The following is a 24,367-nucleotide window of genomic DNA, read 5'->3' on the forward strand; positions in this document are numbered from 1 at the left end:
CAGCTATCCCCAGGGGATAGCTGGCACAGCCGGCCTTCCAACGGCTGGAACACGTAGCCTACCTAAAAGGCCTTTTATAACCTTTTAAAGGTAAGGGGAATATGGAGCCCTGGGTCACCAGTGCTACTAGGGCGATGTGGAGCCACTCACCTGGCTGCTGGGTGTACCGGCCAGCCTGACGCCGGCTGGCGTGTAGCGGCTGGCACGATGGCGCACGGCTGTGTGCCGCCATCATTCCAACTCGCAACGTCAGGACGCCGCCACCTTGACCACCGATTTCTTCGCCCGCTTTGAAGCGGAATGCGTGCCGCGCATCGCCGCCGCGATTGGCCAGCATGACCGGCGCTTGCAACTCCACTCCCTGCCCGCCGAGGCCCCCGGCCGGCCGCCGCGCTTGCGCGTGACCGGGGAGGGTCCGCCGGACCTGCGGCGCCACCCTTATGCGCTGGATATCACGCTGGCGTGGGATGGGCTGGAGGTGCAGCGCTTGTTCGCGGGGGGTGGCGAGGTGCGCCTTGCCGGTTACCTGGCGGCGTTGCCGGCCAAACTGCGCGCCTGGCAGGAACCGCGCGGGATCGACTTCCGCTCGCTATCGCAGGCTGACCCGGCGATCCTGATCGGCGGGCTGGAATTCGAGCACTGAGCCTGGTGCACTGGCTCAGCCAGCCACCCGCAGCCGGCATACCGCGCTTTCCGTTTGCCCCGGCGCGATCCAGCGCAGCCCCTGGCCGTGGTGGATCGCGTCGGGCAGGCCTGCCCACGGTTCCACGCAATAGAAGTCAGAGGTTTCGTTTTCGGACCAGGTCGTCACGGCATGCCATGGCGCGCTGCCGGCGAGGTCGAGTTCGAACGTGACGCGGCGGTCTGGCATCGCCAGCGTGGCGGACGGGCTGTCGCGGAAGACGTGGAACGTGTCCTGCAGGCGTGGATCGTCCAGCTGGTAAGTCGTCTCGCCTGGCTCTGCGGGCCCGGGGCTGCCATCGGGTAGCTGGCGCATGCGGTCCGTGCCCGGCAATGCCAGCGATGCGGTGGCACGTTGCGCGTGCGGCAGCGCGAAATAGAAATGGTGGCCGGGATAGCAGGGCAGGCGCTGCGTGCCGGTACTGGTGGTGCGCAGTGTGACCTCGAGGCCGTCGGGCAGCAAGCGGTAGATGGCGTCGAAGGCGAATGTAAAGGGGTAGCCGGCGCGCGTTGCATCGCTGTCGCGCAGCGTCATCGTGATCGCGCCTTGTGCGTCGATGGCGCTCACGTCGAAGGGCAGGTCGCGCGCAAAGCCGTGCTGCGCCAGCGTGTGCACCGTCCCTTGTCCGTCGCGCCACTGCCCGGGATTGCCATTGGCAAAATGCCGGCCGATAAACGGAAACAGCAGCGGGTTGCCGCCGCGGACCTTGGCCGGGCGGGACCAGTCGGCGGCGTCCGGCCAGTAGAGGATGTCCTGTCCGCGGTGCACCCAGCGGACCAGCCGGCCGCCGTGTTGCGGGGCGAGCAGCAGGAACGTGTCGGCAGCGCCGATCCGGACCAGTGGCTGGCCCTGGAAGTCTTGTGTCGGAAGCAATGGCATGTTGATCGTTGGTGCCGCGCCGTTCGCGTGCCGCCCGGCGCAGCTGCCATGATAAGCCAGGCCAGCGCGCTGCCGTCCTAGCTGCTGGTGTAGATGGTGTTGCGCACCAGCGGGTACACCTGCGTCTCCCATCGCCTGCCGTTGAACACGCCATAGTGCCCGACTCCGGTCTGCACATGATGCATGCGCATGTAGGGGCTCAGGCTGGCGCACAGGTCTTGCGCCGCCACGGTCTGGCCGATGGCGCAGATATCGTCGCGCTCGCCCTCCACGGTCAGCAGGGCGGTGCGGTGGATGGCGCGCGTGCACACACGGCGACCGCTCACGTCAAGCAGGCCCTGGGCCAGCAGGAAGCGCTGGAATACCAGGCTGACGGTTTCCAGGTAGAACTCCGCGGTCAGGTCCATGGTGGCGAAGTACTCGATGTAGAAGTCGCGGATGGCGTCGGCCTTGTCGTGCTCGCCGCGCTCGCGCAGGGCGTAAAGCTCGCGCAGCGCCTGTTCGTGCCGCTCCGGGTTCATGCTCATGAAGGCCAGCAGCTGCACGTGGCCCGGGTAGACGCGCCGCATCGCGCCGGCAAAGCGCAGCGGCACCATGCCAATCAAGGTGCGCTCAAACCATTCGAGGGATTGGCTCATGGCCAGCACGTTGACCTTGGTCGGATTGACGCGCGCGTCGATGGGGCCGGCCATCAGCGTCAGGCTGGGCGGCTGGGCAGGGTCTTCGTCCTCGGCCATGAGTGCGGCCGCCGCCAGCGCTGCCACGGTTGGCTGGCAAATCGCCACCAGATGCGTGCCGCCGCCCAGCGTCTGCAGGAAGCCGATCAGGTGCTGCACGAATTCATCGAAGCCGAAGCGCCCGGCCAGCAGCGGAATGTCGCGGGGGTTGTGCCAGTCAGTGAGATAGACGTCGTGGTCGGCCAGCATGGTCTGGACCGTGCCGCGCAGCAGCGTGGCGAAGTGGCCGGACATCGGCGCCACCAGCAGCACGCGCGGCTGGCCGACGATGCCGTGGCGGCGGAAGTGCAGCAGCGAGCAGAACGGCGTGCGCGCGACGACTTCCTCGGTGACCGGCACCGGCTGTCCGCCGACGGTGGCGTGGTCGATGCCGAAGGCCGGCCGGTGGTGTGTGAGCCGCACCAGCGCGATGAGCTCGCAGGCGGCGCGCAGGCGGGGCACCGCATCGAAACCGCCGGACCTGGGATTCGCCGCCAGCGTCGCGGCAGCCAACTCCGCCAGCGTGCAGGCCGGCAGTATCATGTCCGCGTAGATCTGGTAGGCGTGGTACAGCATGGCTCGGCTCCCCGCTATTCTGGTACTTGCCAGCCGCAATATGTATGCCATCAGTTTAGACCTGGCACGCGCCTTGCGCTTTGTGCGGTGAGCGGGGCGGACGATGCCGCGCAAGTAGCGAGGCATGCGCCTGGCGCATGGGCGTGGCGCCGCTTCGCGGCGCATTGCGCGCAGCGGCTTCAGACTGGTGCCTGCCGGATGCACTGCATAGGTGCGCGGCCACGAGCGGCAACAAGCAGTAAAGGAGGCGCGATGTCCAAGACCACACTCACCATCAGCAGCAAGACCTATTCCTCATGGTCGCTGCGCGGCTGGCTGCTGGCGCGCTTTGCCGGCCTGGAATTCGAAGAAGTGGTGGTGCCGCCGGACGACGCCGCGGCGCGTGCGGAAATCCTGCTGCTGTCCCCGTCGATCCTGGTGCCGTGCCTGCGCCACCACGGCGTGACGGTGTGGGACACGCTGGCTATCGCCGAATACCTGAACGAAATCCACCCCAAGGCCGGCCTGCTGCCGGAAGACCGCGCCGCGCGTGCCCACTGCCGCGCCATCTGCGGCGAGATGCATTCCGGGTTTGCCGCGATGCGTTCGGCGCTGCCGATGAACCTGAAGGGGCATTTCCCCGGGATGAAGGTGTGGTCGCGTGCGCAGGCGGACATCGACCGCATCACGGCGATCTGGACCGAATGCCTGACGCGCTATGGCGGGCCTTACCTGTTCGGCACGCGCACCATGGCCGACGCCATGTACGCGCCGGTGGTGACGCGCTTTGTCACCTATGGCGTGATGCTCGATCCCGTGCCGGTTGCCTACTGCAAGCAGATCCTGTCGATGCCTGAACTGCAGGAGTGGATCGCGGCGGCGCGCGAGGAACCCGACGAAATCAGCGAACTCGATGTGGAGTTCTGATGTCCTCGCTGGCAACCGCCGCGGCCGCCGGCGTTACGCCGTGGCGGGGTCGGCCTGCCGTGCCTTCAGGAAGCGCTCGGCATAGTCGAAGTACCAGTCGAGCGTGTCCGGGTTGGCCATCGCGTCGCGGTTGGCGATTCCCTGCGGCGCATGGCCGAGCAGCAGCTTCTTGATCGGCACTTCCATCTTCTTGCCCGACAGCGTGCGCGGCACGCCGGGTGCCTGCACGATCTCGTTGGGCACGTGGCGCGAGGACAGCGCTTCGCGGATGCGCAGGCGCAGGGTGTCGCGCAGCGCATCATCCAGCACAAGGCCTTCGCGCAGCACCACAAACAGCGGCATATAGGATTCGCGGCCCAGGTATTCCAGGTCGACCACCATGCTGTCGAGCACTTCCGGCAGGTCTTCCACCACGCGGTACAGCTCGCTGGTGCCCATGCGGATGCCGTGGCGGTTGATGGTGGCGTCCGAGCGCCCGTAGATCACCGCGCCGCCGCGTTTTGTGATCTTGATCCAGTCGCCATGCCGCCAGACGCCGGGATAGGTGTCGAAATAGCTGTCGCGATAGCGCTTGCCGTCGGCGTCGCCCCACAGGTAGAGCGGCATCGACGGCATCGGCTCGGTGCAGACCAGTTCGCCCACCGCGTCGAGCAGCGGCTGGCCGTTGTCGTCGAAGGCCTCCACTTTGGCGCCCAGGCAGCGGCATTGCATCTCGCCGGAATAGACCGGCAGCAGCGGGCAGCCGGCGACGAAGGAGCCGGCAAAGTCGGTGCCGCCCGACATCGGCACCAGCCAGATGTCTTCGCGCACATGGCGGTAGATCCAGTCGTAGGCTTCCACCGGCAGCGGCGAGCCGGTCGAGCCGAGCCCGCGCAGGCGCGACACGTCGGCGATGCGTGCAGGTTCGATGCCGGCCTTCATGCAGTTGGTGAAGAAGGCCGCGCCGGCGCCGAACAGCGTCACACCGGCGTCGTCGACAAAGCGCCACAGCACGCCCGCGTCGGGCCAGGCCGGGTTGCCGTCGTAGAGCGCGATGGTGGTGCCCAGCAGCAGCCCGGCCACCTGCGCGTTCCACATGATCCAGCCGCTGCTGCTGTACCAGTGGAAGACATCGTCCGGGCCCAGGTTGTTATGGAAGGCCATCAGCTTGAGCTGCTCGATGACGATGCCGCCATGGCCATGCACGATCGGCTTGGGCATGCCGGTGGTGCCGGACGAATAGACGATCCACAGCGGATGGTCGAACGGCACCGGCTCGATCGCCAGCGGCACGTCGTGCGCCAGCACCTCCTGCCAGGCATGCGCGCGCACGCCGGCAGGCGGCGCTGCAGGGCTGCCGATCTGCGGCACCAGCACCAGGTCGGTCAGCGAGGGCAGGGCGGCGATCAGGTCGGCAAGCACCGGGGTGCGGTCGTAGACCTTGCCGCCATAGCGGTAGCCGTCGACGGCGATCAGCACCTTGGGCCCGATCTGGCGGAAGCGGTCGATCACCGCCACCTGGCCCATGTCCGGCGCGCAGCCCGACCAGACCGCACCCAGGCTGGCGGTGGCCAGGAAGGCGACGATGGTGGCGGGGATATTAGGCAGGTAGCCGGCAACGCGGTCGCCGCGCTGCACGCCCATCTGGCGCAGCGCATGCGCCAGCGACGCCACCTGCGCTTGCAGCGTGTCCCAGCTGAGATCGGCCAGCGGCTGGGCCTCGCCGGCATGGCGGATCGCGGCGCGCTGGCGGGCGCTGCCCGTACCGGCGTGGCGGAATACCTGCTGCACGTAGTTCAGCGTGGCGCCCTCGAACCAGCGCGCGCCCGGCATGGTGCGGCGGTCCAGCACCTGCGTGGCGGGCGTGTCGAAGCGTACGTCGAAATAGGCGCGCACGGCGTCCCAGAAGGCTTCCAGCTCGGTGACCGACCACTGCCAGAGGCTGTCGTAGTCGTCAAAGGCCAGGCCGCGCTCGGCCCGCAGCCAGTGCATGAAGCGCGCGACCTGGCTGCTGTCGCGGAACGCCGCGGAGGGCGTCCACATCAGGTTCCCTTCGGTCAGAGGGGCGGGGGTGCTCATGTCTCCTCCTCGGGCCCGTCTGTCGCGGGCATCGGATGGTGGCGATGGGTATGCCGGGCGCCTGTGGCGGCAGCTGGCATCAGCCTGCCATGATAACGGCCCTTAGGTTCAGTTGCCGGCCGGACGCTCGAACAGGCTTTCCCACATGGTGTCGACCTTCGCCTTGACCGCGGCATCCATGGAGATCGGCGTGCCCCATTCCCGCGTGGTCTCGCCCGGCCACTTGTCGGTCGCGTCGATGCCCATTTTGGAGCCCAGGCCCGACACCGGCGAGGCGAAGTCCAGATAATCGATCGGGGTGTTGTCGACCAGCACCGTGTCGCGGCTGGGATCGACCCGGGTGGTGATGGCCCAGATCACTTCCTTCCAGTCGCGCACGTCGACATCGTCATCGACCACCACGATGAACTTCGTATACATGAACTGCCGCAGGAAGCTCCACACGCCGAACATCACGCGCTTGGCATGGCCGGCGTACTGCTTCTTCATGCGCACCAGCGCCATGCGGTAGCTGCAGCCCTCGGGCGGCAGGTAGAAGTCGGTGATCTCCGGGAACTGCTTCTGCAGCAGCGGCACGAACACTTCGTTCAGCGCCACGCCCAGCACCGCCGGCTCGTCGGGCGGCTTGCCGGTGTAGGTGGAGTGGTAGATCGGGTCGCGCCGCATGGTGATGCGGTCGATGGTGAACACCGGGAACCAGTCCTGCTCGTTGTAATAGCCGGTGTGGTCGCCGAACGGGCCTTCCAGCGCATGCTGGTAGCCGGAGGGGTGGTTCGGGTCGGGCTGGATATGGCCTTCCAGCACGATCTCGGCCGAGGCCGGCACGCTCAGCTCGGACAGCGTCGGCGTGAGGCAGCCGGCCAGCGCCGTGCGGCTGCCGCGCAGCAGGCCGGCGAACTGGTACTCGGACAGCGTATCGGGCACCGGCGTCACCGCGCCCAGGATGGTGGCGGGGTCGGCGCCCAGCGCTACCGCGATCGGGAACGGCTTGCCGGGGTTGGCCAGCGCATGCTCGCGGAAATCGAGCGCGCCGCCGCGGTGTGCCAGCCAGCGCATGATGACCTGGTTGCGACCGATCACCTGCTGGCGGTAGATGCCCAGGTTCTGGCGCTTCTTGTGCGGGCCCTTGGTCACCACCAGGCCCCAGGTGATCAGCGGCGCAGCGTCGCCGGGCCAGCAGGTCTGGATCGGCAGGCGCGCCAGGTCGACGTCGTTGCCCTCCCACACCACCTCCTGGCAGGCCGGGCTGCTGACGCGCTTTGGTGCCATATCCCACACAGATTTGGCCAGCGTGAACAGCTTGCCGGCCTCGCGCAAACCGCGCGGCGGCTCCGGTTCCTTCAGTGCTGACAAGACCCGGCCGATGTCGCGCAGGTCTTCCATCGATTCGGCGCCCATGCCAAGTGCGACTCTGTGTGTCGTGCCGAACAGATTGGCCAGTACGGGGACGCTATAGATACCGCCATCGGTGCTGGCTCCGGAAGGTTTCTCAAAAAGGACCGCGGGGCCTCCAGCGCGCAGCAGCCGGTCGCAGACTTCGGTCATTTCCAGGTTGGGCGCGACCGGCCGGGCGATGCGCCGTAGCTCGCCCATGCCTTCGAGTTGGCCGATGAAATCGCGCAAGTCTTTGTATTGCATAGTGAATTCTGTTGTGGTGCGGGGCGGGGGAAAGCGTCCGCAAGGCGGCGTCCAAGTCGGTGACGATACACATTCACCGGCGCCGCGGCAAAAAAATCATCAAAACCAAGCCGCGCAAATTGTAAGTTTTTTGTCGCTGACAGCGTACTTTTCCGAGCGACCAGCCAAGGCCAGGCCTGCGTTTGCGGGCAATCGGGTGCTCCGATGCCGACATGGCAACCATTGTTACAAATAACTATAAGTAGTAGAAATCGAAGTTATTATTCTTGACGGGATATAACACCGTTCCTACAATCCGGTCTTGCTCCATGGAGTGTTGCGTCGCAACATGGAATTTCCCCCTGTGTCAAGGGGTGCACATCAAGTAAATGTGCCAGAAAGTCCCTCCAGCAAAGACCGATGGTCAGGCCCGAATGCAAGCGGGCCGGCCGGTCGCCTCCGGCGACTTGCCGGAGCGTAGTGAGTTTAGTCGTGGCAGGATGCGCTCCCCCAGAGCGTAGCCTGTTTCCAGTTGGGCGCACGGGGAGCGCCTGCCAACAGATGCTTGGTCGTCACTGCTAGACGGCGCGGCATCCTTACTTGAGTACGTTGAGATCGGGCGCGTGCCGCAGTCGGGCGCGCGAAGCGGGCAACGGATGGAGGTAAGCATGAGCGGTTGGAAAACCCTTCATCTTCCCGGCATCGGGCGGGCCTTGCAGGTCCGTCTCCGACAGCCGGTACCCGGAGTGAGTCGGGCATTGCAGGTCCGTCTCGCGCATCCGGTCGCGGGCCGCGCGTTGCGCGGTGGCCGCACAACGCTGAAGTACGCCCTGAACAGCCTGGGCGTGGTCGCGGTCGTTTCGGCCGTGTCGCTGTCGCTGAGCCAGGAATGGCGCACCACGCTGGCCGCGCTGCTGGCGGGTGACGAAGCACCCGCAGTGCTGGTTGGCGCCGCCATGTCGGCCGCGCCTGCCGTGGCCAGCACTGCCGTGCCGCCGCATTCGGCGGACGTCGCTGCGGCCAAGCTTGCCTTTGGCAAGGGTGGCCTGCCGACCGTGTCGGGCGTGGACGAATGGAGCCTGGCGGCTGCCGCCAAGGTGCCGTCGGTCGCGCACCTGGCCGCGCAGATCCCGGTGACGCGCGTGGCGATGGATGCCCGCAGCACCAGCACGCTGGGCACCGCCCGCGAACAGGCGGCCGTGGCCGACTACATCGCCCGCAAGTACCGCGTGGCGGCCCAGGCCACCGCGCAACTGGTGAAGGCGGCCTACCTGACCGGCCGCGAGGTCGGTATCGACCCGCTGCTGATCCTGGGCGTGATCGCGATCGAGTCCAGCTTCAACCCGTACGCTGAAAGCGGCGTGGGTGCGCAGGGCCTGATGCAGGTCATGACCAAGGTCCACCAGGACAAGTACGAGGCCGTCGGCGGCGTTGCCGCGGCGCTGAACCCGTACGCCAATATCAAGATCGGCGCGCTGGTGCTCAAGGACTGCATCGCCCGCGCTGGCTCGATCGAAGGCGGCCTGAAGTACTACGTCGGTGCCACCACGGCCACCGATGGCGGCTACGGCGCCAAGGTGCTGGCCGAGCGCGCCCGCCTGCGCCAGCTGCTGGGCGTGCGCAACGCGCCCGCCAACGCCGAAAAGCCGGTCGAGGTCAAGGCCCCTGCCGAGCACCTGGCTCCGAGCGAGAAGCTGGAAGCGAACAACGGTCCGCACAACGCCTGAGCGCGGATCGCCAATCAGAAAAGCACCCCGCGGGGTGCTTTTCTTTTGCCTGCTTCAGCCGCGGCAGAGGCCGGTCAGCGGAACAGCTTGCCGAGGCGCGCCATCGCCTCCTCGATGTTCTCGCGCGAGGTCGCGTACGAGATCCGGATGTAGTCCTTCGCCGTATACGGGCCGAAATCCTGCCCCGGCACCATGACCACGCCCGCATCGTGCAGCATCGCCTGCGTCAGCCGGTCGGCATCGCCGGCGGCGGGGTGGTTGACGCCGCGGCAGTCGGCATAGACATAGAAGGCGCCGTCCGGACGCACCGGCACGCGCAGGCCAAGTGTCTCCAGCGCTGGCACGATCAGGTCGCGGCGGCGGCGGAACTCGGCCTTGCGTTCGTCGTAGATCGCCAGGGCCTCGGGGGTGAAGCAGGCCAGCGCGGCGTACTGCGCCACGGCCGACGCGCAGATAAACAGGTTCTGCGCGACCTTCTCGAAGGCGTCCACCAGCGCCTCCGGCACCACCAGCCAGCCCAGGCGCCAGCCCGTCATGTTGAAGTACTTGGAGAAGCTGTTCACCGTGACCACGTTCTCGTCCAGGCTCAGTGCCGAGACCGGCGGGGCGTCATAGGACAGCCCCTGGTAGATCTCGTCGAGGATGGCAAAGCCGTTGCGCGCGCGCACGGCCCGCAGGATGCGGGCGAGCTCGTCGGGCAGGATCGAGGTGCCGGTCGGGTTGGAGGGCGATGCCAGCAGCACGCCGCGCGTTTGCTCGCCCCAGTTGGCCTCGACCTGCGCGGCGGTCAGTTGGAAGCGCTCGGCCGGGCCGCTCGGGATCATGCGCGCGGCGCCGTCGAAGGCGGCGACGAAGTGCCGGTTGCACGGGTAGCTGGGGTCGGGCATCAGCACCTCGGCACCGATCTCGACCAGCACCGCGCACGCCAGCAGCAGCGCGCCCGAGGCGCCGGCCGTGACGATCACGCGCCGGGCCGGGATATCCAGCCCGTAGGCCGTCTTGTAATAGCCGGCGATGGCCTCGCGCAGCGGCTGGATGCCGAGCGCACCGGTGTACTGCGTGACGCCGCGGCGCATGGCGGCTTCGGCCGCGCGCACCACCGGCTCGGCGGCGGTGAAGTCCGGCTCGCCGATGCCCATGTGCACAATGTGGCGGCCGGCGCGCTCCAGCGCGGCGGCCTGCTTGGCCAGCTCCATCACGTGGAAGGCGTCGATATTGGCGAGGCGGGAGGCGGTGGCCAGGTGCTGCGTGTCCATGGTGGTCCGGGACGGGCCTGGGGCCCGTTCAGCAAGAGGGTGGGTAGGAATGAAAACACCCGCCGGGGCGGGTGTCGTCTGCATCATTGCCGGCGCAAGCCAGCCGTGATGGCGTGGGCCGGCCCGCGGGCGGCTCGGTTGGCAACTCAGCGGCGCGCCGCGACCTCGGCCGCGCGCACCTGGGCGGCAAGCTTGTCCAGCACGCCGTTCACGTACTTGTAGCCCTCGACGCCGCCAAAGGTCTTGGTCAGCTCGACGGCTTCATTGATCACGACCTTGTACGGGATGTCGAGGCAGTGCACCAGCTCATAGCTGCCGACCAGCAGGGCGGCACGCTCCACCGGCGACAGCTCGTTCACGGTGCGGTCCAGGAAGGGCTCGAACGCGGCGGTCAGGCGGGCTTCTTCGCGCACCGCGCCGTTGAGCAGCGCGTCGAAGTGCTCGCGGTCGGCTTTGTTGAAGCCTTGCGCATCATGCAGGTGGGCCTGGATTGCGCCGATGTCGTTGCGGTTCAGCAGCCACTGGTACAGGCCCTGCAGCGCCAGCTCGCGCGAGCGGCGGCGCGCGCTCTTGGGCGGCGCCTTGGCCTCGGTGCGGGCCGCGGCGGGCTTGCCGCCGGCTGCCTTGCCGCCGTCGTTGTCGGGGGTGTTCGACGTATCACTCATCGTCGTCCTCGTCTTCATCTTCCTGGCCACGCAGCGAATCGAGCGCGACGACCAGGTTGGCCATCTCCACCGCGGCGCGGGCGCAGTCGCGGCCTTTCTCGCGGGTGCGGGCGTGGGCCTGCTCGTCGGTATCCACGGTCAGGATGCCATTGGCGATCGGCACATTGAAGTCCAGGCCGACGCGGGTGATGCCGGCGCCCGACTCGTTCGAGACCAGCTCGAAGTGGTAGGTCTCGCCGCGCACCACGGCGCCCAGTGCGACCAGGGCGTCGAACTGGCCGCTCTCGCACATCTTCTGCAGCGCCAGCGGGATTTCCAGCGCGCCGGGGACGGTCACCACCAGGGTGTCTTCGCCCTCGACGCCGAGCTTTTCCAGCTCGGCCACGCAGGCTTCGAGCAGCTCGGCGCAGACCGGCTCGTTGAAGCGGGCCTGCACGATGCCGATACGCAGGCCTTCACCGTCGAGGTTGCTGGGGTAGAAGCCGTGATCCATTGTTCAGTTCTCCAGTTTTCGGGGCGGCAACGGCGCTGGTGCGCGCTGCCGGGGTGTTCGGGTGGCGCAGGCTCAGTCGGCCTGGCCGTTCATGGGTTGGTAGCCGGTGACTTCGAGGTCGAAGCCGGTCATGCTGGGCATGCGCTGCGGCGACGCCAGCACGCGCATCCTGCCCACCCCGACGTCCTTCAGGATCTGCGCTCCCATGCCGTAGGTGCGCAGGTCCGGCTTGCGGCGCGGGCGCGACTGCGGCGCGTCCAGCGCGCTGAACTGCGTGAACAGCTGGTCGGCCGAGTCGCCGCAGTTCAGCAGCACCACCACGCCATTATCGGCGCCGGCGATGGCTTCCAGCGCGGCGGGGATGCTCCACGAGTGCGTGGTGCGCTTCACTTCCAGCAGGTCCAGCACCGAGAAGGGCTCGTGCACGCGCACCAGCGTTTCCTGGTCCGGCGCGGGCGAACCCTTGACCAGCGCCAGGTGCGCCTGGCCGGTGGGCTTGTCGCGGTAGGCGATGCTGCGGAAGGTGCCGTAGGGGGTCTGCATGTCGCGCTCGCCCACACGCTCGATAATGCTCTCAGTGCGGCTGCGGTAGTGGATCAGGTCGGCAATGGTGCCGATCTTCAGGTCATGTTCCTGCGCGAACTCGATCAGGTCCGGCAGGCGCGCCATGGTGCCGTCGTCCTTCATGATCTCGCAGATCACGGCCGCTGGCGTCAGGCCTGCCAGCGCGCCCAGGTCGCAGCCGGCCTCGGTATGGCCGGCGCGGATCAGCACACCGCCGGGCTGGGCCGTCAGCGGGAAGATATGGCCGGGCTGGACCAGGTCGGCCGACTTGGCGTCGCGGGCGACGGCGGCCTGCACGGTGCGGGCGCGGTCGGCGGCGGAAATGCCAGTGGTCACGCCTTCGGCGGCCTCGATCGACACGGTGAAGTTGGTGCCGTGCTGGGTGCCGTTGCGGCTGACCATCGGGTGCAGGTCCAGCTGGCGGCAGCGCTCGGCGGTCAGGGTCAGGCAGATCAGCCCGCGGCCGTGCTTGGCCATGAAATTGATCGCTTCCGGTGTGACGAAATCGGCAGCCAGCACCAGGTCGCCTTCATTCTCGCGGTCTTCCTCATCGACGAGGATGACCATGCGGCCGGCGCGGATGTCGGCAATGATGTCTTCGGTACGGGCGATTTTCATGGCGTGCTGAACGGCAAATTGGGGCGAATCGAGCGAAAAACCGGCGAATAGCTGGGGCAGGAACCATGGCCGCGGTTGAAAGCGGCCGGACTGAGGCGGGGCGTCGGGCCGGGCCGGCCAGGCCATATACGCCCGGCAGGTCGCCCAGTCAAGCCGGGTATTGTACGCCAAGGCAGGCAATGCGGGAGGCGACGGCACCGGAAAGTACGGCGCCTGCCTGAAGCGGGTGAGGAGTGCGGTGCTGCATGAGCCGCCCCGTTGCCGGCAGGGCGCCGGCGCCAGGCTCGGCTGGGGCCTATGCGGCGACGGCCAGCGGTGTGGCGTCGTGGCCTGCGGTGCGCAGCCGCGAGGTCCTGGCGATGCGCGCCCTGGCCGCGCGGGTCGCGTCAGCCAGCGCGAGCTCGCGCGTGAGGAAGCCGGCGTTGGGCTTGGTGAACCTGGCATGCGCGTCCAGCGCATAGGCCCATTCCCACTTGCCGAAGGTGACCTCGGCCAGTGTCACGACGACGTGGCAATGCTGATAGAAAAAACTTTCGCTCATGCTTGTTTCCTTTGTGGGACTGCACGCTGGCCATGGCCTGAAAGCCATGCGGGCCAGTGGCGGTCCGTCAGCCAGCCGCGCAGGTGCAGCCGGCTATGCTGTGTGTCAATGGCGGCGGCGCCGGCATCCTGGGCGATCTCGCAGAGCCGCCCCTTTGCGTGCGGGTCGCACGCGCAGATCATCATCAGCTGGCCTGCCGTCATTTGCCGCTTCTGCCGCCTCAGGCCGCCGCGCATGACCCCGGCACCGATCACGCTGCCCAGCCACCGGCCGATCACGGCGCCAAGCGCCATGCCGCCGAGGTAGGCCATGAAGCCGGCGGCCGCGTTGGCCGGCGTGCCGTAGCGGAACACGATCCAGGCCACCAGCAGTGCGCCGGCGACCAGGCCGGCCGCCGCGACTTCATTGCGATAGGTGATCTGCGCCGCGTGGGGCGAGGGCAGGCCTTCGGCCGGCTGGTCGTCGCGCAGGAAGAACCAAGGCCCGTCGATGCGTGCGAGAGTCGCGGCCAGCTCGCCAAGCTGCGCGTGCGCGCGCCTTGCCGCGGCAATGTCGTTCAGCCGGAAATACAGTAGGGTGAGCATGGTGATGCCTCGCTTGGTGTCAGGTCCATTTGCCGCTGGACCACGGAAAGCCTGCGAAACGCCGGGCGCCGGGGCGCCGGAATGTCTTCGCCAGGGGTGAGGACGGTGGCTGCAGCCGCGGCCATCCGTCGCCCACGGCCTGGTCCCAGTCGATCAGCAGCGTGACGGCACGGTGCAGGTGGGTCGCGGCCAGGCGCACAAAGCCAAGGCGCGCGCGCATCGGCGCAGTGGGATGCCGGTCACGCAGCAGGCGCGTGGCCGGAAGTCGCTGATACAGGATTCTGGCGGTGGGATCGGGCACAGTGAGTTCCTTCATGGGTGCCGGGCAGCAATCCGGCCGGCAATCGAAAGCAACGGCGGGGGCGCCAGCTCGCGGACGAGCGCGCGGCGCGGCGGGCAGGGGTGCATGAAGGTCCAGGTGGTCCCCGTGAGTGGCTTCAGCAGCCACCAGTGCTAGACGTTGTCGAGGGGGGAGGCCCGGGAACGAGTGGCGAGCGCCTGTGGGCATACATGGACTGCAAGCGCTGCTTAACCATTCTAGGCCTAGGGCGTTGCAGGAACCAGCTGACTTACAACAAAGCCGCCGGGCCTCGCGCGGCGCACCTTCCCCGGGGGGCGACAGCGCAAGCAAATTGCCACAGGAGGGGGTTGTCAGCGTATGCTCGGGACAAAAGGGCACGCTCCGCCCTGAATGCCGCCGCGCTGGCAGGCGGCGGTTCGGACTTCAAATCAGGGCGCTAGCCCGATCGCGCCCGCGGACTTTGCACAACAAAGGAGACAAAGATGTCGAGGCAGATCAAGAACAAGGCCGAACTGCGTGCCCTGGTACGCGCCGAGCAGTCGAAGTTCGCCGCTTGCGAGGGCGCCTGCTTTGGCGATGTGGTCTGGCACGCGCCGGACACCGGCGGCTGCAACTGGAGCCTGTCCACGATGGAGGGCGGCAACAGCAGCGCCTGCGTGGAAGCGCTGCGTCCCTTCACCGACAAGCTGCGCGAGGCCTATAACGTGCCCGACGAGGGCAAGTAGCCCGCGGTATTACGCGGGGGCCTGCGCGGTCGACAGCATCCGCTCCACATAGCGGGCGATCAGGTCGATCTCCAGGTTCACACGCACGCCCGGCTTGAGTTCCTGCAGCGTGGTGACTTCCACGGTGTGCGGGATCAGGTTGATGGAGAACACGCAGCCATCGGCTTCGTCATTGACGCGGTTGACGGTCAGCGACACGCCGTTGACCACGACCGAGCCCTTGTAGGCCAGGTAGCGTGCCAGTTCGCGCGGGGCGCGGATGCGCAGTTCATGCGATTCGCCCACCGGGGCGAAGTGCACGACTTCGCCCAGGCCGTCGACGTGCCCGGACACCAGGTGGCCGCCCAGGCGGTCGGCCAGGCGCAGGGCCTTTTCCAGGTTGACACGGCCGGTGCTCTCCAGCCCCACGGTCTTGTCCAGCGACTCGCGCGAGACTTCGACGTCGAAACTGTCGGGCGCCATGGCGATCACGGTCATGCAGGCGCCCTGGATGGCGATGCTGTCGCCGATGATGACGTCCGACAGGTCCAGTCCGCCCGCGGCGATGCGCAAGCGCACGCCGGCATCGGCGGCGCCCAGCGGGGTAATGGATTCAATGCGGCCGACTGCCGCGACAATGCCTGTAAACATGATGGTGTCTTCTGCTTAGGGTATTTGGAATCTGGATACGCGGTGCCGGTGTGTGTCGCACTACGCGTCGTTGCGCCGGGCGATCAGCCGCAGGTCGTCGCCGATCTGCCGGATCTCATGCCAGCGGAACTGCGCGGCGTCCTGCAGCCGCGCCAGCGGCGGCAGGTTGAACATGCCCTGGGCATCGCCCAGCAGCTTGGGCGCGAGGTAGATCAGCAGCTCGTCGGCGCAGTGCTCGCGCACCAGCGAACCGTTGAGCTTGAAGCCGGCCTCCACGTGCAGCTCGTTGATGCCGCGCCGGCCGAGTTCTTCCAGCATGCGGCGCAACTCGACCTTGCCGTGCGGGTTGGGCAGGACCACGACTTCGGCGCCACGGCTTTCCAGTGCGCGCTGGCGCTGCCGGTCCTCCACCGCGCAGAACACCAGCACCGGCTTGGCGAACTCGCCAGTGTCCGGCGTCAGGATCCGCGCGTCCAGCGGGACCTCCAGCCGCGAATCGACCAGCACCCGCTGCGGCTGGCGCAGCGTGGCGATGGCCCGCACCGTCAGCGCGGGGTTGTCGTCGCGCACGGTGCCGATGCCGGTCAGGATCGCGCACGCACGTGCGCGCCAGGCATGGCCGTCGTCGCGCGCGGCCTGGCCGGTGATCCACTGGCTGGTGCCGTCATGCAGCGCAGTGCCGCCGTCCATCGATGCCGCCACCTTGACGCGCACCCACGGTAGCCCGCGCGTCATGCGTGAGACAAAGCCGATATTCAGGTCGCGCGCTTCCTTTTCCAGCAGGCCGCAGCGCACGTCGACGCCGGCCTCGCGCAACCGCTGCAGGCCGCGCCCGGACACCGAAGGGTTGGGGTCTTCCATGGCCGCCACCACGCGCGCCACGCCCGCGCGCACCAGCGCATCGGCGCACGGCGGCGTGCGCCCGAAATGGCTGCACGGCTCCAGCGTGACATAGGCGGTGGCGCCGGCCGGGTCCAGCCCGCGCGCCAGCGCGTCCTTCATCGCCTGGATCTCGGCATGATCCTGCCCGGCCGGCTGGGTGAACCCCTGGCCGATGACCTGGCCATCCTTGACGAGCACGCAGCCGACGCGCGGGTTGGGCGTGGTGTTGAACATGCCCCGCGCGGCGAGCGCAAGGGCCTGTTGCATGGCGGCGTGGTCGGTATCGGAAAACATTCGGCGGTTGCGTTTGCCTTGGCGCAGCGATCTGGAATACAGGGCTGCCGGGTTATGGTGGTCCGGAGGACTCCGTCGCATCGCAGTCAGCGTCGCGGCCGGGTGTGCAGAGTCGGATACGTCCCTGCGCGCCCAGCCTGACTTGCCGCTGCTCGCCACGGCAGCCGAGCGTGAAAGTGGCGGCCTGGAAACCGCCCTGCTCAGATCGAGAGTATCCCACAGGCAGGAATTTCAGCACATTCGTGCCGCGGGCGGTCTGGCGCCGTCACCCACAGGCAGGGCATGCCCGGTTCGACCACGGACAGCACCGCGCGTCGCTCCGCGTCGCCGTCTGCCGTGACCAGTTGCCAGCCGGGGCCCAGCGTCGCCTCGCCCGGCAGCGGCTGCAGCGTCACCTCGAGGCGGCGCGCCAGTGCGGTGGCCCGCGCCAGCGCCAGCGACGCCGCCAGCCGGTCGGCCGCAGGTGTGACCTGTTGCCGGGCGAGTAGGCCGCTGAACGCCGGATAGGATGCCGCCGCCAGCAATGCCAGGATGGCCAGGCCGGCGAGCAGCTCGGCCAGGGTCAGGCCATGGCGGCGGCGGAGTGCGTGGCGGGCCATCGCGCCTTCAGCAATGGACGGAAGAGGCTGCGGCACGGCTTCACCTTCGGGCAGCGCCAGCCACTGTCCAGTGCTGCGCAGGATCAGCACGCCGCACTCCGGGTCGGGCCACTGCGGGACGGCATGTAATTCAACACAGGTATCCAGGGCGGCCTGCGGGTATGCCGCGGCTGTCACGATATGACGCACGGTGCCGGCAGCGGGTACGGGAAGTGGCCATTCCCCGGCGGCCACTTCGGCACCGGGCTCGGCGGCAAACGTCATGGCGGCGGCGTGGCGCTCCAGTTGCAGCATTCCCTCGGTCAGTGCGGTACGCGCCTGCGCCCGCCATCCCTGCATCATGTGGCCGTGCCACACGGGAATCGCGATGGCAGCGCCTGCGACGGCGGCGCCGGCGCCGGGTGTTGGGGTCGGCGCCTTATGGGCGGTCACCGAGACTGGCAGGGACCGTCAGACTAGCTGTCGCGAGCAGGCGAATACGTGCCTAAGCGTGAAGGATTTGCAGAATGTTGTTTCGGTCTTCCTGGGAACAGCTACCAAGCAGCCTCGCTTACTGACACACCGAGGTTTGTGTCGTCACGGGCGCGCATACGCGGACCCTGCCCAACTGGCTGATATCGATGAGTTTCTGGTTGCCGGTGCCCAGTCCCATCAGCACCTGGGCAGACTGCATCGCATCCGCCAGCGTGCGTGTATAGCCTACGGGCGAATAGGAGAGGACCGCCGACTGCGGCGTGCTGGAGAACGCTACAGTCAATCCCTGGGCGGAGGGGACATGCTGAACCAGCGCGGTTTGGCCAGTGCAGTCCGCGTTTCGATTGGGGTTCAGGCAGACAGTCCAGCCGTTGTGCCAGTCATTGCTGACGGGCGCCACGGTGACCCAGCTATTGCGCGATAGCGCACTGGCCCGTGCCAGGGAAAGCGACGAAGCCAGCGCGTCCGCTTCAGTGGCAAGCGTGTTGCGCTGAATGAACGAAGTGTAGGCGGGTGCCGCCATGCCGGCGAGGATGGCCAGCACGACCAGTGTGACCAGCAGTTCGATCAGCGTGAACCCGGTCTGAGGTTGGGGGGATTGATCGCGCATCACCAGCATCCCTGGGGCAGGTTCGCGAAGGCGGTGACATTGTTGATCAGCACGCCACGCTCGCCGGTGCTGCGTAGCAGCAGCGTGCCGCACCGGTTGTCGGCGATGACGGGCGTGGCGCTGACCTGCACGCATTCGTTGAATGCCAGGCCCGTGCACGCGCCGGATGCGATCGTGTAGTTGCCGCTTTCCGAGGTTTGCGGGAAGCCGCGCCAGGCGCGCGTGCTGTCGGCGGGGTCGACGTAGGAGTTGGCCTGTGCGTAACGACGCTCCAGTGCCTGCATGGCCGTCATCAGTGCGGCCTTGGCTTCGGTGCGGCGCCCGCGGGCAACATGTTCAGCGTAGTTGGGATACGCAATGCCGGCGAGGATGCCAAGGATGGCGATGGCAATCAGCATCTCCATCAGCGTGAAGCCGCTGGCGTGGTGACGCCAGTGACGGTGGCAGCGTTTCATTTTGCGGCTCCGAAATTGCGAATCTCGCGCCAGCCAAGGCGCCCGGTGGTGGGATGCCCCCCGTCGGTGGCCGTCTTGCCGGACACAAGCGGCCTGCTGGACAACGACGCGCCTGCGCTGCGGCCGCCACCCGATGCGCCGAACGAAAACACGTCGATGAACTTCAGCGTAGTGATCTGGCCGACAGCATTGCGTTGCGGATCCACCGTGGTCCTGGTCTGGATCAGCACCGGCGCACCCAGGATGCCGAAGGTGGAGGGATCGCCGGTCGATGTCCCCGTGGCGGGCATGCCGGTCAGCGCATTGATCTGGTAGCGGCCGCTGTTGCTGGAGGCACCGCAAAGGTCATCACCGGTCATCAGCGAATTGAACCAGATCTTTCCGTAAGCCGGCACGAGCGCGGTGACCTGGCGTTCTCCGTTGCCCGGGAAATCAAAGTACCACCCCGCCTTCTGTCCCGTCTTTGAGCCGAGGCTATAGCTGCGTGACGAATATTCGTAAGCGCCCTTGCTGTTGCGGGTCAAGGTGACCGGGTTCAGCATGCTGCGGTCTGCAATCGACTGGGAGCCTCCGGCATCGTAGATGCCGTACATGGCGTTCCGGGTCAGCGTGCCGGTGGTGATGGTGTCGGCAGGCTCCAGGTACTTCCCGGTGCCGAACACCACCATATAGCCTCCGGGCGCGTAGACCCATTTGGGCTGGACCGTGATCGGCTGCGGTTTTCCGCTGGCATCGCGGGCCTGGAACAGCGGCCGGCCGTAGTTGCCGCCGCCGTAGTAGGGTAGTGCCCCGGCAGCGTTCCAGGTGGATGGGCCGCCATTCAGGATGAACTTCCAGAGGCGGCCCTGGAGGTCGCCGGCGTAGGCGGCGACGGTCTGCCCGTCGGTCAGCCGCACCAGCGCCGGCGAGCTCAGCCCGTTGGCAATGCTGGCGGTGGCGTCCGCTGCCATCGAGATCTTCCAGTAATTGACGCCCAGTTGCCACGGCGTCCCGGCCGGCTTGTCCAGTGCCACGATGAACAGCACCGAAGGCGCAGCCGGATTGCTCGTGCCATCCGCATCGTTGGCATTCAGGCCGTTGCCCGTCATGGCAAACCACTTGTACACAGGCTTGTTGTCGGAGTCCTTGCCGGCAAACAGCTTGACGATCTGGGGCGGCGACATGACGTTGCCCATGTCGGCATCATCCTTATCCGTGAACTCCCACAATACATTGCCGGTTCCGACGCTGGCAGGATCGCTGACATTCAGCGCAAAGAGGCCTTGCGCGCCGCCACCCATGCCAGAGACCAGCACGGTCTGCCAGGCGTTGCCCACCCTGGCTTCCGCCACGGCAGGCGTGGCGTCCACGTACGGCCGATGGATATAGCTCGGCGAGGTCAGCTGGGCCAGGTTGGCGAACACTGCGTTTGGCACGTAGGCAAACAGTTCAGAGCCATTGGCCGCATTGAAGGCGTGGAGCATGCCATCGTTGGCGCCGATAAATACGGCGGCAGTACGCCGGCTGTGGGCCTTGTAGAACGTGGTGTAGTCGCTTTCCGCGATGGTCCCGGACGGGGCCGCCATATAGACGGGGCCCGAATTGACGATGTCGCCCAGCAGTGAGTCGCGCAAGCGCATGGTCCCCGTGCTGCCGGTGGCTTGTTCCTGGCTGCGCTCGCCACGCAGGTAGCTGAGCCGGCTCTGGGCTACGGTGTCAGTCTCTGTCGGCACGATCTTCAGTGCGGCCTTCTGCGCGGCGTTGAGAGATTTCCATTCGAAGGTGGCGCCCGCACCCGCGCCGGTTCCTGCATTGTCGGCCGTGCCCGACGGGACCCAGGTCAGCAGATTGCGGGCAGCGGTGCGCGCAGTCAGCACCTTGCCGGCCTCCCAGGTTTCGGTGTTGGAGATCTGAACGCCGGTGTTGGGATCATTGGTCACCGCCAGTGCCGACAGGCGCCCGTTCCAGCGCCGGTCGAATCCGGGGGTGAACAGGAGGGTGTCGCTCGCGACCTGGGAAGAGGTCAGTGCCACGCCAGACAATGTGCCGGCCGCATTGACGATTTGCGCGAAGACCTTCTTGATGGAAGCAATCATGGCGGCCGGCTGCCCGGCCAAGAACCAGTTGGCGGGGACATTCGATCCGCCCGACGATTCCCATTCGGCATTGCTGGTGACGGTGGTGCCGCTGGCCCCCTTGGTGCGGAACGGATTGCCATCACCGTTCTGGTCGTCAAAGCCGCCGTACTTTGCCGCCAGGTACATCTGGCTGCGGCGCTGTTCATCGCCCACGCTGCCGTTCCCGTTCTCATTGACGTCGATGCTGAACGTGGTGACGCGCAATTCCGGCATATCCGGGCGGAAGCTGTAGGTATGGGCCCAATACGCGACGCCGGCCATATAGTAGGTGCCGTGGCCGCTGGAGCCGGTGTCGGCGCCAGCCAGGTTGGCGAGCGAGGCATCGGGGCGGCTGTTGCCGGATGTTCCCGAACTCTCAAGATCGGCCACCGCCTGCGTCCAGGTCATGACATCGAAGCTGTACTTGCTGAATTTCGACATCGCGTCTGCCGGCCTTGCCGGGTCGTTGGCAGAGACCGGCTTGCCACCGGAGAGGTAGGTCGTCCTGCCGTTGCCAGGGATGTATCGGTCCCAGTGCGTGTTGATATCGGCAATGGCAAGGACGTAGTTCTTCTGGCAACTGGCAAGGATGGGGTCTGTCCATTGCGTGTAGACCGGAAATCCATCCTTGTACGCGCTGGCGTTGTCGATGGCTTCGGGCGTTGGTTGTCGGCCTTGCAGGTAGCGGATGCTCTCGTAGTAGAGTTCGCCGACGGGATCCAATGACTTGTAGGCGCCGGAACGCCCGAACTGATTCAGGTAATTGATGACACCGCTGATGTTCTCTGACGCGCTCTCGGGGTTCTGGATGAATACGCCGTCGTCATCCCATTCCCGGCGCAGGTTGTTGGCTTGATTGAAATTGCTGTCGACAGTGTTTGGCCCCACATACTTCAGGGGCGCGCGCAAGACACCGCCATAACGGGTATTGGCACTGTCGTTCAGATAGCCAAACGCGCCAAAGCGGACCTTGTCGGCGTTGCGCTGCATTTCACCAGCCGGCTTGTACCCGGTGCGATACAGCTTGCAGAGATCGGTGCGGGACTTGGCTTCGCTTGCATCGCAGACTTGCACCCGTACCAGGTAGGTGCCCTGGTTCTTGTACTTGCCGGGGCTCGCGCAGCTGGCGCCGGATTCGGTGCTGTCCCCGAAGAACACCTTGTTGCCGCATGAAGTGATGTAAAGGGTCCGGCTGGTGAAAGGCGTGACCGAGGACGCCTTGTCGTAAGTCTTGCGGGGGAAGTAGGAGCTGCTGTTGAAAAAACTGTCCTGCAGCACGGCACGTTGCAGGATGGTCTGCGTGGCGGTGTCAACCACGCGGTCGCCCCCGGTCAGCGCGTATCGCAGCATATCGATGGCCGAGGCCGTGGCCCAGTTCATGAAGTTGCCGCTGAACTGGCCCGCGCATGTGTGATCGGCCGTGTTGGCATCGCCAGCAATGACAAAATAGCCGTTGCTGTCGCCCCCGCTGTAGTTGTAGCACTTGAGCGGATTGAAGTAGCCGATGTATTCGGTGGCCGGTGAATACGTGCCGGAGCGATAGGCTGCCCCAACCGTGGGGAACTCTACCGAGAGCGTCAGCAGCAGGTTGGGGTGGATATTCTGATTGCGGCCGTACAGCGGTGCCTGCGCGATCTTGACGGTCGCGAGGCTGCTCGGTTCTGTCGCGGCAAGCAACGCGCCGGCGGGCAGGCTGAGAAGCGCAGCCATGGCCGCGAACAGGAATTTCCGGATGCGGCTCATTTGCCGTGCTCCGCGACAGTCATGGGCGTTGCCATTCATTCCCCCTTTCGGTAGTACGACTGCAACATGACCCGGGTCGCCGGGTTTGCGCCAAAGCCGACGGCCGTGACGCGGAAGATGTATGCGCCCTCGCTCGCGCCTGGCGACATGTCGTTGATCGGCTCGATGATGTAGCGCGGCAGCGCGGCAGGCAGCAGCCCGCCGGTCGCGGTCGGGAACCTGCGGCCGGTGAAGGTGCCATAGGCGGTGGTGCGTGCGTTGGCGCCAGTCTGGCTGAAGTCAACGGTGAGCCAGTTCGGCGTACCGTCGAGCACCGGGTCGCACAGTCCCTGGAAGGGTGAGGCGCCTGTCACGCCCGTATTGCAGCCCGCCACGAACGGCAGGACATTCATCGTGGTGCCGGAGAAGATGGCCGACCGGCTGGTTGGCGCGGCGACACCCTGGATGTCGATTTCTGCATCCAGCAAGGCTGCCTCGGCCGCTTGCTGAGCCAGGTCCCGGTCGCGCTGGTTCGATGCCATGCGCTTGCTGCCAATGGCCAGCCGGGCGCCGGCGATGGCGATGACGCTGATGATCAGCAGCATCACCAGGGCGGTGATCAGCGCGATGCCACGCGGGTTGGGTTGCGCGGTGCGGGCGTTCATGTCGGCGAGCACGTGGTGCAGGTGGCCATGTTCCGGAGCTGTACTGTGACGGTGTACAGTCGTCGCATCCGCTGCAGTTGCGTGGCTGGTGTGAAGGACGTGTCGTTGCCCGGCGAGCCCGGGAACAGGCGCCCAAACAGGCGGAAGGTTGGCGGATCCTGGGGCGATGCGCTGGCGGTATCGCCCATCAGCACCATGGCAATCTTGATGGCGACGACGTTCTGCCAGGTGGTGGGCAGGGCCAGCACCTCGGTGGCTGACAGGAAGCGGTCCGGGGTCTGGTCGAAATTCGTATCCACGCCGTAGAGCACCTGGAAGACTTCGACGCCTGAGATCATTGGAACAGCCTGGTACGCCGTGCCGGCCGTGAGGATTTCCTTGTTGGCGGTGTCCCGTGGACGATAGCCACACATCAGCTGAGGCATGCCGCTGGCATCGTTGCTGACATAGAAGACCGCCATGCCGCGCGCGAGGTCTGCGTCTTCCCAGGCCTGCGGCTCGGCGACGCCGTTGCCGGAGCAGTCGATCATGCTGTTGTCCGGAACGGTGCGGTCCTGCTGCGTGCCCGAACCGAAGAAGCGGACCTGCAGCACATCGCTCTTGTTCACGGCGCCCGCCTGGACAGGACACGCGAGGTTCTGCGCCGGATTGCCGAGGTCTTGCGTGGGGGCGCTGCAGTTGTCGAGGCCGCTGATGGTCGGCGACAGGCTCGTGGTCGTGAGCATGACGCCTCCAGGGCTGGGCGCGGGTGGCCCGCTGGCGCCGGGCGAGGCCGCGGCGCTGTTGCCCGCATAATTGCTCCAGGCGGCCTGGCGCACGATCCGCACCACGGTATCCACCGCAAAGCGGCCTTTCTCATCCAGCGCCGTGGTGTCGTCGATGCTGTTGTAGTTGGCTCGCCCGGTCAGGTAGAGCGCCGCGGCAGCCATGATCAGGAGCAGGCTCAGCGTCATCGCTACCATCAGCTCCACCAGCGACAGCCCCAGCTGACGATGCCGGCCGGGGTTGAGATAGGTCCTGGCGTTCCGCATG

General features: G+C 66.8%; 22 protein-coding genes and 1 pseudogene. 4 read left to right on the forward strand and 19 right to left on the reverse strand.

All coding sequences use genetic code 11. The features are described from left to right. Positions 1-265 precede the first annotated feature (265 nt). Positions 266-643 (forward strand): DUF5594 family protein, encoded by a 378-nt coding sequence (locus AC3WL8_RS31670; protein WP_211980077.1) that lies wholly within the window; start codon positions 266-268, stop codon positions 641-643. A gap of 15 nt (positions 644-658) precedes the next feature. On the opposite strand, the gene AC3WL8_RS31675 is transcribed toward AC3WL8_RS31670, so the two are convergent. Together AC3WL8_RS31675 and AC3WL8_RS31680 are read right to left on the reverse strand one after the other, a co-directional pair. Then, positions 659-1,561, reverse strand: a complete 903-nt coding sequence (locus AC3WL8_RS31675; RefSeq protein WP_492379627.1) for an aldose epimerase family protein — start codon at positions 1,559-1,561, stop codon at positions 659-661. Positions 1,562-1,638: 77 nt separating this feature from the next. After that, positions 1,639-2,853, reverse strand: a complete 1,215-nt coding sequence (locus tag AC3WL8_RS31680; protein WP_211980075.1) for a polyhydroxyalkanoate depolymerase — start codon at positions 2,851-2,853, stop codon at positions 1,639-1,641. Positions 2,854-3,105: 252 nt separating this feature from the next. Between AC3WL8_RS31680 and AC3WL8_RS31685 the strand changes: the two genes are divergently transcribed. After that, a complete protein-coding gene (locus tag AC3WL8_RS31685; RefSeq protein WP_013957651.1) occupies positions 3,106-3,759 on the forward strand; it encodes a glutathione S-transferase family protein in 654 nt (217 codons plus the stop codon). 33 nt (positions 3,760-3,792) lie between these two features. Here AC3WL8_RS31685 and AC3WL8_RS31690 read toward each other — a convergent pair whose 3' ends face one another. Beyond that, a complete protein-coding gene (locus AC3WL8_RS31690) occupies positions 3,793-5,817 on the reverse strand; it encodes an acetoacetate--CoA ligase (RefSeq protein WP_492379628.1) in 2,025 nt (674 codons plus the stop codon). Between the two features lie 108 nt (positions 5,818-5,925). Beyond that, positions 5,926-7,455, reverse strand: a complete 1,530-nt coding sequence (ubiD, locus tag AC3WL8_RS31695) for a 4-hydroxy-3-polyprenylbenzoate decarboxylase (protein WP_011615865.1) — start codon at positions 7,453-7,455, stop codon at positions 5,926-5,928. Positions 7,456-8,102: 647 nt separating this feature from the next. Here ubiD and AC3WL8_RS31700 point away from each other — a divergent pair. Continuing rightward, positions 8,103-9,161 carry a lytic transglycosylase domain-containing protein gene (locus AC3WL8_RS31700; protein ID WP_013957648.1) on the forward strand — a complete coding sequence of 353 codons (1,059 nt, stop codon included), beginning with the start codon at positions 8,103-8,105 and terminating at the stop codon, positions 9,159-9,161. 74 nt (positions 9,162-9,235) lie between these two features. Here AC3WL8_RS31700 and AC3WL8_RS31705 read toward each other — a convergent pair whose 3' ends face one another. From AC3WL8_RS31705 to AC3WL8_RS31735, 7 genes are all read right to left on the reverse strand, one after another. Continuing rightward, positions 9,236-10,417: a pyridoxal phosphate-dependent aminotransferase gene (locus AC3WL8_RS31705; protein WP_492379629.1), complete on the reverse strand. Its 1,182-nt coding sequence runs from the start codon at positions 10,415-10,417 to the stop codon at positions 9,236-9,238. Between the two features lie 146 nt (positions 10,418-10,563). Then, positions 10,564-11,082: a transcription antitermination factor NusB gene (nusB, locus tag AC3WL8_RS31710; protein ID WP_013957646.1), complete on the reverse strand. Its 519-nt coding sequence runs from the start codon at positions 11,080-11,082 to the stop codon at positions 10,564-10,566. Next, a complete protein-coding gene (gene ribH / locus AC3WL8_RS31715) occupies positions 11,075-11,575 on the reverse strand; it encodes a 6,7-dimethyl-8-ribityllumazine synthase (RefSeq protein ID WP_013957645.1) in 501 nt (166 codons plus the stop codon). Before ribH ends, nusB begins: the two co-directional genes overlap by 8 nt. 72 nt (positions 11,576-11,647) lie before the next feature. Beyond that, positions 11,648-12,757, reverse strand: a complete 1,110-nt coding sequence (ribBA, locus tag AC3WL8_RS31720; protein ID WP_013957644.1) for a bifunctional 3,4-dihydroxy-2-butanone-4-phosphate synthase/GTP cyclohydrolase II — start codon at positions 12,755-12,757, stop codon at positions 11,648-11,650. A 295-nt stretch (positions 12,758-13,052) separates the two neighbouring features. After that, complete coding sequence (locus AC3WL8_RS31725) at positions 13,053-13,298, reverse strand: hypothetical protein (RefSeq protein WP_013957643.1); 246 nt, start codon at positions 13,296-13,298, stop codon at positions 13,053-13,055. Further along, a complete protein-coding gene (locus tag AC3WL8_RS31730) occupies positions 13,295-13,882 on the reverse strand; it encodes a hypothetical protein (RefSeq protein ID WP_492379630.1) in 588 nt (195 codons plus the stop codon). The genes AC3WL8_RS31725 and AC3WL8_RS31730 overlap by 4 nt, the downstream gene beginning before the upstream one ends. Before the next feature lie 19 nt (positions 13,883-13,901). Next, on the reverse strand, positions 13,902-14,198 hold the full coding sequence (locus tag AC3WL8_RS31735) for a hypothetical protein (protein WP_013957641.1): 297 nt from the start codon (positions 14,196-14,198) through the stop codon (positions 13,902-13,904). Between the two features lie 467 nt (positions 14,199-14,665). On the opposite strand from AC3WL8_RS31735, the gene AC3WL8_RS31740 reads away from it, so the two are divergent. Then, positions 14,666-14,908: a hypothetical protein gene (locus AC3WL8_RS31740; RefSeq protein WP_492379631.1), complete on the forward strand. Its 243-nt coding sequence runs from the start codon at positions 14,666-14,668 to the stop codon at positions 14,906-14,908. 9 nt (positions 14,909-14,917) lie between these two features. Here the strand turns inward: AC3WL8_RS31740 and AC3WL8_RS31745 are convergent, their stop codons facing one another. The 8 genes and pseudogenes from AC3WL8_RS31745 to AC3WL8_RS31780 form a co-directional block, all read right to left on the reverse strand. Further along, entirely contained in the window at positions 14,918-15,538 is a 621-nt protein-coding gene (locus AC3WL8_RS31745) for a riboflavin synthase (protein ID WP_492379632.1), read from the reverse strand. A gap of 60 nt (positions 15,539-15,598) precedes the next feature. Further along, on the reverse strand, positions 15,599-16,714 hold the full coding sequence (gene ribD, locus AC3WL8_RS31750; RefSeq protein WP_013957638.1) for a bifunctional diaminohydroxyphosphoribosylaminopyrimidine deaminase/5-amino-6-(5-phosphoribosylamino)uracil reductase RibD: 1,116 nt from the start codon (positions 16,712-16,714) through the stop codon (positions 15,599-15,601). A gap of 52 nt (positions 16,715-16,766) precedes the next feature. After that, positions 16,767-17,313: pseudogene (locus AC3WL8_RS31755) on the reverse strand (GspH/FimT family pseudopilin). Between the two features lie 550 nt (positions 17,314-17,863). Next, the gene (locus AC3WL8_RS31760) at positions 17,864-18,397 is read right to left on the reverse strand and encodes a GspH/FimT family pseudopilin (protein ID WP_492379633.1); all 534 of its coding nucleotides are present in this window, start codon (positions 18,395-18,397) and stop codon (positions 17,864-17,866) included. Beyond that, entirely contained in the window at positions 18,397-18,852 is a 456-nt protein-coding gene (locus AC3WL8_RS31765) for a type IV pilin protein (RefSeq protein ID WP_153953703.1), read from the reverse strand. The genes AC3WL8_RS31760 and AC3WL8_RS31765 overlap by 1 nt, the downstream gene beginning before the upstream one ends. Further along, positions 18,849-22,691, reverse strand: coding sequence for a pilus assembly protein (locus AC3WL8_RS31770; RefSeq protein ID WP_492379634.1), 3,843 nt, complete (start codon positions 22,689-22,691; stop codon positions 18,849-18,851). The genes AC3WL8_RS31765 and AC3WL8_RS31770 overlap by 4 nt, the downstream gene beginning before the upstream one ends. Before the next feature lie 35 nt (positions 22,692-22,726). Beyond that, positions 22,727-23,335 (reverse strand): pilus assembly PilX family protein, encoded by a 609-nt coding sequence (locus tag AC3WL8_RS31775; protein WP_153953701.1) that lies wholly within the window; start codon positions 23,333-23,335, stop codon positions 22,727-22,729. After that, entirely contained in the window at positions 23,332-24,366 is a 1,035-nt protein-coding gene (locus AC3WL8_RS31780) for a PilW family protein (protein WP_492379635.1), read from the reverse strand. Before AC3WL8_RS31780 ends, AC3WL8_RS31775 begins: the two co-directional genes overlap by 4 nt. Position 24,367: the final 1 nt, after the last annotated feature.

It is taken from the genome of Cupriavidus sp. FW305-F7 (genome assembly GCF_058782875.1).